The 13,105-nt window shown below is 45.8% G+C and carries 11 protein-coding genes and 1 other RNA gene; 2 read left to right on the forward strand and 10 right to left on the reverse strand.

The genetic code is table 11. From position 1 onward, the window contains the following. Positions 1-95: 95 nt before the first annotated feature. Positions 96-629 (reverse strand): histidine phosphatase family protein, encoded by a 534-nt coding sequence (locus tag VIP81_RS14250; RefSeq protein WP_331961757.1) that lies wholly within the window; start codon positions 627-629, stop codon positions 96-98. A gap of 363 nt (positions 630-992) precedes the next feature. On the opposite strand from VIP81_RS14250, the gene VIP81_RS14255 reads away from it, so the two are divergent. Together VIP81_RS14255 and VIP81_RS14260 are read left to right on the forward strand one after the other, a co-directional pair. After that, the gene (locus VIP81_RS14255; protein ID WP_331961759.1) at positions 993-2,510 is read left to right on the forward strand and encodes a S8 family peptidase; all 1,518 of its coding nucleotides are present in this window, start codon (positions 993-995) and stop codon (positions 2,508-2,510) included. A 6-nt stretch (positions 2,511-2,516) separates the two neighbouring features. Then, positions 2,517-2,690: a hypothetical protein gene (locus tag VIP81_RS14260; RefSeq protein WP_331961761.1), complete on the forward strand. Its 174-nt coding sequence runs from the start codon at positions 2,517-2,519 to the stop codon at positions 2,688-2,690. Positions 2,691-2,799: 109 nt separating this feature from the next. Here VIP81_RS14260 and VIP81_RS14265 read toward each other — a convergent pair whose 3' ends face one another. From VIP81_RS14265 to VIP81_RS14305, 9 genes are all read right to left on the reverse strand, one after another. Then, positions 2,800-3,210, reverse strand: a complete 411-nt coding sequence (locus VIP81_RS14265; protein WP_331961764.1) for a DUF4870 domain-containing protein — start codon at positions 3,208-3,210, stop codon at positions 2,800-2,802. Positions 3,211-3,277: 67 nt separating this feature from the next. After that, positions 3,278-3,654: RNase P RNA component class A (gene rnpB, locus VIP81_RS14270), an RNA gene on the reverse strand. Positions 3,655-3,808: 154 nt separating this feature from the next. Beyond that, positions 3,809-4,858: a Smr/MutS family protein gene (locus tag VIP81_RS14275; RefSeq protein ID WP_331961767.1), complete on the reverse strand. Its 1,050-nt coding sequence runs from the start codon at positions 4,856-4,858 to the stop codon at positions 3,809-3,811. An 89-nt stretch (positions 4,859-4,947) separates the two neighbouring features. Next, a complete protein-coding gene (locus VIP81_RS14280) occupies positions 4,948-5,412 on the reverse strand; it encodes a DoxX family protein (protein ID WP_331961770.1) in 465 nt (154 codons plus the stop codon). Positions 5,413-5,576: 164 nt separating this feature from the next. Then, the gene (locus tag VIP81_RS14285; RefSeq protein ID WP_331961773.1) at positions 5,577-7,208 is read right to left on the reverse strand and encodes an amino acid permease; all 1,632 of its coding nucleotides are present in this window, start codon (positions 7,206-7,208) and stop codon (positions 5,577-5,579) included. Positions 7,209-7,393: 185 nt separating this feature from the next. Beyond that, entirely contained in the window at positions 7,394-8,365 is a 972-nt protein-coding gene (locus VIP81_RS14290) for a polyprenyl synthetase family protein (RefSeq protein ID WP_331961776.1), read from the reverse strand. A gap of 20 nt (positions 8,366-8,385) precedes the next feature. After that, the gene (gene rnr, locus VIP81_RS14295; RefSeq protein ID WP_331961779.1) at positions 8,386-11,466 is read right to left on the reverse strand and encodes a ribonuclease R; all 3,081 of its coding nucleotides are present in this window, start codon (positions 11,464-11,466) and stop codon (positions 8,386-8,388) included. A gap of 15 nt (positions 11,467-11,481) precedes the next feature. Next, positions 11,482-12,552 carry a tetraacyldisaccharide 4'-kinase gene (gene lpxK, locus VIP81_RS14300; RefSeq protein WP_331961782.1) on the reverse strand — a complete coding sequence of 357 codons (1,071 nt, stop codon included), beginning with the start codon at positions 12,550-12,552 and terminating at the stop codon, positions 11,482-11,484. Between the two features lie 6 nt (positions 12,553-12,558). After that, a partial coding sequence (locus VIP81_RS14305) for a 5-formyltetrahydrofolate cyclo-ligase (protein ID WP_331961785.1) occupies positions 12,559-13,105 on the reverse strand: 547 nt, incomplete at its 5' end.

Below are 13,105 nucleotides of genomic sequence, written 5' to 3' on the forward strand. Positions count from 1 at the left end.
GTTAGAGAACCCCGCTTTTCGTTAAACGGAAACCATGCTTATGAGAAAAGTAAGTAATAGCGGGAAGCCATTAAATACTCTTCCGGATATAAATATTAGACTTTTTTTTGAATATTCATATTCAACTTTTGTGCTACTGCCGTATTATTACCGCTTCGTTTCACCACTAAAACCTGGCCACATCCTTTATCATAAAGGGTTTTCACGTCTTTCCCTTTTACGCCTGCCTGTCGTATCATTGCAGTAATATTTTCCGGATCGCTGCAAATAACAATCGTTTTGCCGCTATTTTTCCTGATCATGTCTTTCATGATACTGGAAGTAAGTTCCGGATCACCGTTCAGCCGGAAGTAGTCCAGCTGCTGCTGGCGTGATTTAGCGAGGGGGGTTACGGTTTGTACGGCGCGGTTGATAAACGTAGTGTAGATTGCATTAATGTCTGTTCCTGCCAGTGAGGTGGCCAGTTGTGACGCCTGCTCCTCTCCGGAAGGGCTCAGACCGGGGTCGGAAGAAGGTGATGATTCCATTTCTGCAGCATTCACGAAAATGATGGTAGTTACTTCTGGTTCAGTAGCAAATACCTGTGTACCGGTAGCCAGCAATGTGGCCATGAAAAGAGTCTTCAGCATGATTGGTAAATTTAAATAAGTGAAAAAACGTACCTGTAAAAAATCTCGTTTAGAACAACGGTAGATGAGAGAGTATAGATGCCTGAGGGAATGATGTAAAACTAAAACAGCCGGGAACATCTGCAAAACAGATTGTGACAGGTGGCAATCAGACCGGGCCAGCTACTGTATCACGATAAGATCACTTTGGCTGCATTTCGCTGGCATTCAGGTAATTATCAGAGAAATAATCCGTCAATCTCCCAATCAACCAACATATAGCGCGCTTATCATTAATATTTAATGTTATACCGCTTTTTCTATACCTTTATTGTTATCACATGATATTTTTAGTTGTTTTATATATCGGGAAAATTATTGAACATGAAATTGTTTAGTCGAGAGGTCGCAGTCCTGGCAGGGTGTGTTGCATTAATGACTGCTTTTACAACAAATACCAGCGCGCAAAGTAAAACCCAGGTCCCCAAAAACTGGCATCTGCTGAGTTATGATACTGACAGTGTTTTTGGTACATCTACAGAAAAAGCCTATAAGGAATTGTTAAAAGGGAAGAAAAGCACCCCGGTGATCGTGGCGGTGATTGACTCTGGTATTGATACCACCCATGAAGACCTGAAAGCTATATTGTGGACTAATCCGCGTGAGATTCCCGGCAACGGAAAAGACGATGACCATAACGGCTATGTGGATGATATCCACGGCTGGAACTTCCTTGGAAGTAAAGATGGCAGCAGTTTAAAAGAAGATTCGGAAGAAGCTGCCCGCGAATACTACCGCTACAAAACGCTCTATGGCAATCCGGATTCTGCCCTCGCAAAAGACTCTAAAGAATATGCTACCTGGCAGCTTTTGCAATCGAAAGTAGAAAAGCCCAATTCCCAGTTTAAAATGCAATATAAAAGCATGGCTAAGCTGCAGGAAAATGTCAATAAATGTGAAAGCATCCTGAAAACCTATCTGGGTAAGGAAGATTTCAATGTAGTGCAACTGGATAGTATTCAAACCACCAACCAGGATGTGTTGCTGGCACGTAACTTCATGACCCGTTTACTCAAAAGTGCCGGTGATGAGCCAGCCACTTTCAGCGAGTTTAAAATGGAGTTTGATGAATACATGAATGAACTGAAACGCAAGGCAGAAAGTACAGAAGTAATGCCGAATGCCAACAGGGAAAAAATTGTAGGCGATAACCTCGAAGATATCAACGATAACAAATACGGCAACAATGATGTAATGGGCACCTTTGGTTTCCATGGCACCCACGTATCCGGCATTATTGGCGCTTCCAGGAACAACGGCGTAGGTATGGACGGCATAGCTGACAACGTACGCATTATGGCCGTAAAAGCCGTTCCGGACGGCGATGAAAGAGATAAAGATGTGGCCCTGGCGATCCGTTATGCAGTAGACAATGGCGCACAGATCATCAACATGAGCTTCGGTAAACCTTTTTCACCTCATAAGGAATGGGTAGATGCTGCGGTGAAATATGCAGAAGAGAAAGGCGTATTATTGATACATGCTGCCGGTAACGATGGTGCCAACAATGATTCCATACCTAACTTCCCTAACCCTGATTACCTGGATGGCAAGAGTGCTACCAACTTCATTACCGTAGGCGCCAGCAGTAATGGCACGGGCAATGATAAAGTAGCCAACTTCTCCAACTATGGTAAAAAAGGAGTAGATCTGTTTGCTCCAGGTGTACAAATTTATTCTACTATTCCAGGTGGTAACAAATACGGCAGCGCCAGCGGTACCAGTATGGCCAGCCCGGTGGTGGCAGGTGTAGCAGCGCTTGTACTCTCCTACTATCCTGAGCTCAGCGCCGCACAACTGAAATACGTACTGGAAAAAAGTGCCACTCCTTTACCAGATTGAAGCACGATGGTGAATAAACCAGGTTCCGCTGATGAGAAAGTGAATTTCGCTGACTTGTCAATAACAGGCGGTGTGATTAACAGCTATGAGGCGTTAAAGCTGGCGGCTACTATTAAAGGGGAAAATGTGAAAGGGAAAAAGCAGCATAAAGCAAAAGTGAAGGCAATTAAAAAGAATTAGCAGAAGGCGGAAAGCATAAAGCAAAAAGCTATTGTGTAATAGAATAAAGCGGTATTCGCTTATATCTCGTACACAATAGCTTTTTGCTTTATGCTTTCTGCCTTCTGCTCTATTTAACCAGACGCAAACTCAGCGGGTACTTATAAGACTCGCCCTTATTAGCTTTCACGGCTGCAATGATGCTAAAAATAATGTTGATCAGCCATATTACTCCTAACAGATCCGTCCAGCCCCAGGAAAAGTAAAACTCTCCGCGTGTATGACGCCAAAAGTTGGTCAAAGACCAAAATCCATTTGAAATATTGTTGACCAGGTTCACCGCTACCGCTGCGATGCTGAGAGTGATCTGGAAATTAATAGCTTCTTTGCCCTGATCATCTACAAAAGCAGATTCGCTACGTTTGATCAGCCACAATACGAGTACACCGATAATATTGCCTACAGTAGGTATTACGGCCATACCTATAATACCGCCCAGGTGTACAAGGGTACCCCAGGTATGTTCATCTTTCTGGTTCATAAAAAATAGAGATTAATATTAGCGGGAAGTTAACAGCTTATTTTAGCATATCAAAAAGGGGAAGAAAAAAAACTACAAACCTATAAGCCGGATTCTGTTTCTGCCACAGCAAAGCCGGGACAGACTGCTATCATTTATCTGCGACAACGTTCGCACGTTGTCTGTATCTGCCTACCCTCGGTCATCGGGCGAGCAGCCCTCAGGCGACCGTATACATGGCATTTCAGCACGCAAGGTTTACCCGCACAAACAGTTACCTGCCTGCACCGTGGGCTCTTACCCCACATTTTCACCCTTATCTGCCGAAGCAGACGGTTATTTTCTGTGGCACTTGCTGTTCCTGGTTTGCACCAGGCCCCACCCGTTAGGTGGTGCGTTGCTCTGCGCTGTCCGGACTTTCCTTCCCACTGAACAAGCCAGTGGAACGATAGCACGGTTTGTAGTTGAGGCGCGAAGATAGAAAAGAATTACGAATTACGAATTACGAATTACGAATTACGAATTACGAATTACGAATTACGAATTAGAGCGTAGATGGTAAACGCGGAAATCATCCGCCACTATCTCCTCACAAATTCGTAATTCATAATTCATAATTTCATCGAAACGTTATTTCTGTAGCACCGTAACCGTATTTTGCATGGTACTGGTTTACAAAACTGGCTACTTCTGGTGTTTGCTTCAGTACCTGGTGAATTTCATCCCGCAGTTTTCCTTTGCCTATACCATGAATAACAATCAGATTATGCTGATGATGACTGATCGCCAATTCCATGTAACGCTGGAAGGCATTGAGTTGTATGGCCAGGATAGCAATATTGCTGAGTCCTTTCCAGTTTTTCTCCAATGCTTCAATATGCAGATCCACTTCGTGTTTGGGTGTGAGAGAGGTTTCCGGCTGTAATTGAATTTTACTTAAGAGACTGGCAAAATTTCCGGAGCCTAATGTAGTAATAGGCGCCTTCTTTTTGGGCGCTTCTGCTGGTGCCGGTGGCTCTGGTTCCTTTTCCGGGAATTTCTCAAATAAAGGATAAGTGATCGTTGCCTCTTCTTTGACACGCAACTGCTCCAGCTGGACAAACATCTGCTTAGGCTTAATTTTCCAAGTCTTTTGTACGGAAGTGGCCAGCTTGGGTTGCGGCTCTTTCAGGAAAAAAGAAAACTCAAATCGTGGATTATCGTTCAGCGATTCGAAGATCAGATCAGCCAGGTAGAAATTATTATACGGCTGAATCTCATTCTTTATTTCCAGATCCAGCTGGTTGTTCAGCCAGATCTGAAAATAAAAACGCATGCCATGCGGCGTGTCGTTAAACAGGTGAAACTTCATCAGCTTCACTGTTTCATCCAGGCCATCCATTTGGTATACCGGCAAAACAGACAGGAACATTCCTTTGTCCGTTTTAAATACTTCATACTTACTTCTGTCTACTTTAATCTCATCCCCGGGGATCAGTTTGGGCTTATCTTTCACCAGCTTTTGCTGGGTGAACCGATGGAAATATGGGAAATCAATCTGGTCGAGATATACCGGGAATGATGTTCCCTTTACCTCTATCATCACCATATTATCATTCACAACGTCAACAACCGTTCCTTCTTCTTTTGAACTCAACAGCAAGATGCTGTCGCCTATTTGGTATTTCATAATTGCATTCTTCTGAAATACAAAAATAGAATTTTGAAGGGATATGTGTGGAAGAGATTTATCAGACGGGTATTACCATTGCAACTACCCTACTCCGCATACTTGCGGCTACGCACTTTTTCAGGGTGCCTGCGCATGTAATCGTCTACGGAGATACGGCCACTGCCTTCCACTACGAATACGATCAGGAGAATCAGCACGACAATAGACAATGCCATAAATGGATAAACGGTAAATAAGCCGGAAGGAGAATGGATCAGGAATACGGCGCCCAGCAATACCGGTATATTGGCGAGGGCACAAAATCTGGTGAGCAGTCCCATGGCAATAAATAAGCCCCCAACGATGTGAGCAAATACAATGTAATGCCCTAACATGACTGATAACGCAGCCAGCGCGGGTTTCTGACTAATCATGGATACGAGTGCATCCCTGTTCATTACAAACAGAATACCTACGCCCATTAAAAATAACCCCAGGAGAATGCGTACGGCACTCAACCAATTGGGGCTATGTCTGTCACCCCAGTGTTCAACCTGTTGTAGCATGTTCATAAAATATAAATTTTAGGATCAAAGAGCTACTATGAAGTTACGAAAAAATATATAGGGAAAGCGGAAGGCGTAAAGCAGAAAGCAAAAAGCTATTGAAGCGGATGATTTAACCGATTACAGGTTCATCATCCGCTTCAATAGCTTTTTGCTTTCTGCTTTACGCTTTATGCCCTTTTACCGAGCTTACTGTGCGTATAGCTGTAGGCGAAATAGATCGTCAATCCCAATGCGAGCCAGATAGAGAAAACAATCCAGTTCTTCAGGGCGATTTCCGTCATCAGGTAAAAACAGCTGAGCATTCCCAATACCGGTATCAGAGAGAGTTTGCGGGTAGCTGAAAAGAAAGTAATCAGCACGGTGACCAACACAAATATGTAGAAAGGAATGTTGTGCTTCCATACTTCCCAGCCACCTTCTGTAGAAAACTTAACGAGGATTTCCTTATAAAACAACGCCACCAATCCTATTACCAGGGCCGGAACAATCACCTGTCCGCTTATATAGGGCAGCTGAAAACGCTTTACAGTGGCCTTTTCTTCTCTCGGTAATATCAAAACACCTCCACAAACGAGGATAAAGGCAAATAAGGTACCTATGCTGGTCAGGTCTGTTACGATGGTGAGGTTCAGGAAAAGGGCCGGCACACCTACTAAAATACCGGTGATAATAGTAGCATAAGAAGGTGTTTGAAAGCGCGGGTGAATTTTGCTGAAACGCTTTGGCAACAGGCCATCCCGGCTCATACTCATCCATATACGTGGCTGACCAATCTGGAATACCAGCAACACGCTGGTGGTAGCCACCACTGCACTGATGGAGATAAGATAACTGATCCATGGTAAATGAACCTGGTCAAAAACAAAAGCCAGGGGATCATCTACCTTTAATTTGTAAAAAGGGACCATACCCGTAAGTACAAAGGAAATCAGGATATATAATACCGTACAGATAATCAGGGAATAGATCATGCCTTTGGGCAGATCTCTTTGCGGATTTTCACATTCTTCCGCTGTAGTACTGATCGCGTCAAAGCCAATATAAGCGAAAAATACGGCCGATACCCCCTTCAGCACACCAGCGAAGCCATTCGGCATAAAAGGGTTCCAATTCGCCTTATTTACATAAAAGAAGCCTACTACAATCACAAACAGGATCACCAGTATTTTGAGCGCCACCATAAAATTGGCACTGCGTTTACTTTCCTGGATACCTACGTAGGCCAGGTAAGTCACCAGCACCACAATGATAAACGCGGGGAGATTCAGGATGATAGGAATACCAGCGATATGTGGGGCCGCCGCGATAATATCGGGGGTGGCACTATCATAGTTGCTGGCCAGCCAGGAAGGCAAACTTAAACCTAGTCCTCCCAACAGGTTATTGAAGTACCCACTCCAGGAAATGGCCACGGCAATATTCCCGATGGCATATTCCAGGATCAGCGCCCAGCCGATTACCCACGCGGCGAGTTCTCCGAAAGTAACATATGAATAAGTATAGGCGCTGCCGGATACAGGTACGCGGGAAGCAAATTCCGCATAACATAGGGCAGAGAAGCCGCAGGTAACGGCCGTGATAACGAATAACAACGATACGCCCGGTCCACCATGAAAGGAGGCCTCCCCGATAGTGGAAAAAATGCCGGCACCGATAACGGCGGCAATCCCCATAGCGGTAAGGTCTTTCACCTTTAATACCTTATGCAATCCTCCTGTTCCATGACCGTCTGCCAATCCGTCTTTGGCATCTTTTATAATGGTGGCAAGCGATTTTTTTCGAAACAGCGAATTTGACATTGGCGAAGGAATTACTTGTTACAGTTGTTTTTTAATCTGTTAAATATACCGTCTTACCCTGCTAAAAATAAGAATGCTGATTGCGCTGATTAAATCTTTCAGAAAAAATCAGTGCAATCAGCATATCATATCACTTCATCCTGAATAAGACAAGCGCGAATATAATGCGATTTTAAATACAAACCTTATTGCTGACGGTTTAAGAGGTAGTTAGCCAGTTCCATCAGCGCTGTTTTACGATTCGACAGTACCGCGATACTGTCAAGACTTTGAAAAGCAAGCTGCTGGAAACGTTCCTTTTCCTTTTCCGCCCACTCATCCACTTTGCAACTGCGGAATAATGACAGTACCCGTTCTACTTTGTCAGCCGGTGAAGTTTCCATGAGCATTTGTAATTCTGCACGTTGTTCCGCATTACAAAGCTGCAGGGCTTTCAGCAGCAGGAAAGTCTTTTTATTCACCAGGATGTCGCCTCCCTGTTGTTTACCGAATTTTTCGGGATCTCCAAACGCATCCAGGTAATCGTCCTGGATCTGGAAGGCAATTCCAATATTTTTGCCGAAAGAATACAGGTGCTGCTGATTGCCGTCGCCGGCGCCGCCAATAATAGCGCCCAGCTGTAAGCTGGCTGCGAGCAACACGGATGTTTTCAGGCCGATCATGTGCACATAATCATCATACTGTACCTTCTCTGCCTCCATTCCCTCAAAGTCCATATCCAGTTGCTGCCCTTCACAAACCTCAATTGCCGCTTTATTAAATACGGTGATGATCTTTTGCTTATAATGTGCGCTTACCTTATTCAGGCGTTCGTATACATTGATGAGCATTACATCTCCTGCAAGGATGGCAGCCGGCTCTCCGTACACCATGTGTACGGTTGGCCTACCGCGACGAAGCGGGGCTTTGTCCATGATATCATCATGCAATAAGGTGAAGTTGTGAAAAAGCTCTACAGCGCTACCTACTTCCATAGCATCCGGATGCAGGGTATCAAATAATTCGTTTCCCATCAGGCACAATACCGGCCGTATTCTTTTGCCGGTAATGCCCAGTATATGGGAAGCGGCGTTGTATAACTTGCTGGGTTGTTCCGGAAATTGTTGTTTCTCAAAATGTTGACTAAACTGCGCTGTTAACTCCTGAAATGAATGCATCACTGGTGGCTCGTATTTTATTATTTACTCTTTTTCTTTGACTTGTTCTTAGCTACTGGTTTTGCCACTGCTTTCTTTGCGGGCGCTGGCTTTGCAGCTGCTTTTTTAGCTGGCTTGGCGACCACTTTCTTTGCTGGTGCCGGTTTAACAGCTGCCTTTTTAACTGGTTTAGCTACTGCTTTCTTAGCCGGTGCTGGTTTTGCAGCTGCTTTTTTAGCTGGTTTAGCCACCGCTTTCTTTGCTGGTGCTGGTTTAGCGGCTACTTTCTTAGCTGGTTTAGTTACTGCTTTCTTAGCCGGTGCTGGTTTAACAGCTGCCTTCTTAGCTGGTTTCGCTACCACAGCGGCTTTCTTAGCTGGGGCTGGTTTTGCTGCTGCCTTCTTAGCTGGTTGGGCTACCACTGCAGCTTTTTGGGCTGGGGCTGGTTTTGCTGCTGCCTTCTTAGCTGGTTTGGCTACCACTGCAGCTTTTTTGGCTGGCGCTGGTTTAGCTGCGGCTTTTTTAGCCGGTGCAGCCACCACTGCGGCTTTCTTAGCTGGGGCAGCTGGCTTCACCACTGCTGCTTTCGCTGCTGGTTTCGCCGTTGTGGCTTTCTCCGTCGTTTTAGCCTGTACTGCTTTCACGAGTGCATTCACTGCAGCTACTTTAGCAGGGGCAGGTGCTGCTTCCGGAGCCTTTGCGGGCGCTGGTTTAGCGGCTATCTTTTCTTGTTCTGGTATCGCTTTCTTTTCTACCGGTGCTGCAGTAACTTCTTTCGGAGCTTCTGCTGCTTTTTCAGGGGCAGGTGCTTCTCTCCATTTCTTCTTCGCCGGCGGCACTGCTGCCGGTGGAACCGGCGCTGGTATTGGCGTTACCGGTACTACATGCGTTTCTGCTACTACCTGGTCTACTACTGGTATCGGTTCTGGTTCATGTCTTGGTACCTGGGGCACTTTAGGGGCACCGTTAGCGCCCTGCTGCCATGGTTTATTAGGCGTAAACTCTCCGCCACGGTGTTTCTCTTTCTTCTTTTTGCGGTCATCACGGCGGTCGTCGCGGCGATCATCCCTGCGGTGATCTTTACGGTCGTCGTGATGTTTATGCTGGAATTCGGGTCTGGCGGTACCGGTACCTGTCAGCTCATCTTCCAGATCGTAATCCAGTTGACGTTTAGCAAGACTGGCGGCCACCACACGGATGCTCACCTTCTCGCCTATACGAAACTTGCGGCCCGTACTCTGGCCTACCAATGCATATTCTCCTTCGTTATATTGGAATTCTTCCCTTTTGTTCAGGTTATGTATGCTGATTAAGCCTTCGCACTTGGTATCCATGGTTTCTACCCAGAAACCAAAATGCGCCACTCCACTGATGACCCCTTCAAAGGTGTTACCAATGAACTGTTGCATATATTCTACCTGTTTGTATTTGTTACCGGCTCTTTCAGCTTCCATGGCTTTGCGTTCCATTTCAGAGCTATGTTTGCATTTCTGCTCCATTTGCTTATCCGGTCTTACACTGTTGGCCAGGCATTCTGCCAGTACGCGGTGTACGAGTACATCGGGGTAACGGCGGATAGGAGAAGTGAAATGGCAATAGTCTTCGAAACCAAGACCATAGTGACCTACATTATTCACCGTATAAATGGCTTTAGCCATGGTACGGATACCCAATGTTTCCAGCACTGGTTGCTCCGGTTTGCCTTTCACCTGTAACAACAGGTTGTTGAAAGAGGTGGCAATGCTTTCGGGTGTGCTGAGGTCAAATTTATATCCGAATTTTCCGGCAAAGAGGGCGAACACCTTCAGTTTTTCCGGATCTGGTGTATCATGCACGCGATACGGGAAGGGTATCGGTTGTTTGTTGATTCTTAATTTACCTACATATGCTGCAATGGTTTTATTGGCCAGCAGCATAAATTCTTCGATCAGTTGATGTGCTTCTTTACTTTCTTTTATGACAATGCCAATCGGCTTACCGGTTTCGTCCAGTTTAAAGCGTACCTCCTGTGAAGAGAAATTGATGGCGCCGTGAGCGAAGCGTTGTGCACGCATGGTCTGCGCAATCTTATTCAGCAACAGCACTTCATTTTTGAAAGGGCCTTCTTTGCTTTCTATGATCTCCTGGACTTCCTCATAGGTGAAGCGGTGATCAGAGTGAATAACGGTGCGGCCAATCCAGTGTTGTCTGATTTCTCCTTTTTCGTTCATCTGGAACATTGCGGAGAAAGTCAGTTTATCTTCATGCGGACGCAGTGAGCACAGTTCATTGGATATTTTTTCCGGCAGCATGGGCAGTACGCGATCCGGCAGATACACAGATGTAGCGCGTTTATCCGCTTCCTTATCCAGTTCGGTGCCAGGTAACACATAATGACTTACATCGGCGATGTGCACGCCAATTTCATACTGTCCGTTTTTCAGCAGGCGTATAGAAATGGCATCATCAAAATCTTTGGCATCCACCGGATCGATGGTCATGGTGAGGATCTTGCGTATATCTTTACGTTTGCTGACTTCTTCTTCAGAGATATTTTCCTGGATGGCATTCAGTTCTTCCAGTACTTCCTTAGGGAAGCTGAGTGGGAACCCGGCTTCGATGAGGATTTCTTTCATGGCCAGGTCATTCGTATCGCTGGCGTCGAGAATTTCAACGATCTCTCCTACCGGCTTACGTGATTTTTCTCCCCAGGCTACGATTTTTACTACGGCTTTGTCACCGCTTTTAGCACCGCCGAGAGAGTTGGCTGGAATGTAGATATCCGGCATAAACAATCCCTTTTCAGGGATGAGGAAAGCAAAGCTTTTGCTGACCTGCAGGGTACCGGTAAATTCTGTCTTATTTCGTTTAAGGATGTCCGTTACAATGCCTTCCATCCGGCCTTCGTTACGCGCTGATTTCAGCACGTCTACCAGCACTTCATCTTTATCAAGGGCAGTATGCAGATTTTTCTGCTTCACCATGATATCCTTTGTCAGGCCATCTACAATCACAAAGGCCATTCCTGACCTGGTCACTTCCAATATGCCTTTAAAGGTCTTTTTCTGGCCACTATTGTTGTTATGGGTGTTCGGGTTGGAGTTATTATTACTGCCTTTTTTATTTTTCTTTTTTCTACTCATGTTAGTCGTAAGTTATCATTGACCTGGGACTGGCAGATGCCGGCCTACGTAGTCAAAAATAAAGTTATTAAATAATGCTGCTTCCCCAAAGAGAAATGAAATCTCCACAGGCATAACAGTAATCTGCAGGTTTTGTTCTGCCAGTACACCTTTGAGCAGATGTAATCTTACCGCATCCTTTTCTGTGGTAATGACAATCTTTTGGGTGCCTGGTAAGTCGCTGCATTCTTTTTTGATTTTTTCTATATCCTTTTCAGTATAATAATAATGATCGGGAAAAGACAAGAGGTATACCTGTTTGTAACGTCGTTTCAATTCTTCGAGCAATGGTTCGGGCCTTGCTATGCCGCACGCCAGCAATACGGTTGCTGATTTGGGGATTTCCACCGGTTGATGGGTAATCATATCGGACAGGGCGCCGTATTGCAAGGTAGTGAAAAAGAGCCGCTGATGAGGCAATGGTTTAATTTCTTTTTCCAGGGCTACCTTCTCAGCCACGCTCATGGCCGGCGGACACTTGGATACAATGATGCAATCGGCCCGATGATAACCGGCACGTCCTTCCCTTAAACGGCCGAAGGGTACCACATGGTCGCGGGTAAACAAGCGGCTGTAGTCCGTGATCATGATGTTCATGCCTGGCTTAATGGAGCGGTGCTGGAATGCATCATCCAGCAGGACTACCTGCGTATCCGGCTCATCGCCCAGCAGCTGGGGAATGGCCAGCATTCTTTCTTCCCCTACACATACGTTGACATCCGGAAATTTAACATGAAACTGCATGGGTTCATCCCCGATATCGGCGGCTGTGCTTTTTTCGTCGGCCAACAGGTATCCGCTGGTACGGCGGTTATACCCCCGGCTGAGGGTGGCTATTTTAAAATACGTTTTCAGTAAACGGATCAGGTATTCCACGTGCGGCGTTTTGCCGGTTCCTCCCACGGAAAGGTTGCCCACGGCGATAACGGGCAGGTCAAATTCTACGGCGGTCAACAGTCCCTTATCATAAAAACGATTGCGCAGCCACATCACAAGGCCATACAGCAGGGAGAAGGGATATAAAATAAAACTAAGATATCTGAGCACTGTCGTTTATTTAAATTGATAAATATGATCCGGGGTCACCACCGTTTGCAGCGGTATGTCCCAGGCATCTGCGTCTTCGATCACAGGAATCGGTTCAAACAGCGAAAGGCCGATGGTACGTACACCGGGGCTACACTGTTGCAGGAAACGATCATACATCCCTTTGCCATAACCTACGCGTTGGCCTTGCAGGTCGAAGGCCAGCAGGGGAACAAATACCAGGTCGATATTGGCTGGCTGTACCACATCTCCCTGATCCGGTTCAGGAATGCCGAATTTGTTTTTTACCAGTATGGTATTGGTTTTCCAGAGATGGTGGCTCATCTCGCCCGTTTTCATATCCGACCGGGAAAGCGCCCATTCCATTTGTGGCTGTTGTTCCCGCAGCCATTTTACCAATGGCCAGGTATCCACTTCTTTTTTTTCAGAGATGGGCAGAAAAATATGTACCATCCGGCTACCACTGTAATCCAGCTGCCGGCAATTGGCCAGCAGGCGCTCGTTCAATGCCAGTGAAGTATCGTCGTCCAGGTTGAGCCTTTGCTCCAGGAAA

Origin of the sequence: Chitinophaga sp., assembly GCF_036566945.1 — a bacterium.
Classification (GTDB): domain Bacteria; phylum Bacteroidota; class Bacteroidia; order Chitinophagales; family Chitinophagaceae; genus Chitinophaga.

Bases quoted from the DNA above. Each gene is read 5' to 3' on its own strand.
- VIP81_RS14250 (WP_331961757.1), bottom strand. From the start codon at position 629: ATGCTGAAGACTCTTTTCATGGCCACATTGCTGGCTACCGGTACACAG.
- VIP81_RS14255 (WP_331961759.1), top strand. From the start codon at position 993: ATGAAATTGTTTAGTCGAGAGGTCGCAGTCCTGGCAGGGTGTGTTGCA.
- VIP81_RS14260 (WP_331961761.1), top strand. From the start codon at position 2,517: ATGGTGAATAAACCAGGTTCCGCTGATGAGAAAGTGAATTTCGCTGAC.
- VIP81_RS14265 (WP_331961764.1), bottom strand. From the start codon at position 3,210: ATGAACCAGAAAGATGAACATACCTGGGGTACCCTTGTACACCTGGGC.
- VIP81_RS14275 (WP_331961767.1), bottom strand. From the start codon at position 4,858: ATGAAATACCAAATAGGCGACAGCATCTTGCTGTTGAGTTCAAAAGAA.
- VIP81_RS14280 (WP_331961770.1), bottom strand. From the start codon at position 5,412: ATGAACATGCTACAACAGGTTGAACACTGGGGTGACAGACATAGCCCC.
- VIP81_RS14285 (WP_331961773.1), bottom strand. From the start codon at position 7,208: ATGTCAAATTCGCTGTTTCGAAAAAAATCGCTTGCCACCATTATAAAA.
- VIP81_RS14290 (WP_331961776.1), bottom strand. From the start codon at position 8,365: ATGCATTCATTTCAGGAGTTAACAGCGCAGTTTAGTCAACATTTTGAG.
- rnr (WP_331961779.1), bottom strand. From the start codon at position 11,466: ATGAGTAGAAAAAAGAAAAATAAAAAAGGCAGTAATAATAACTCCAAC.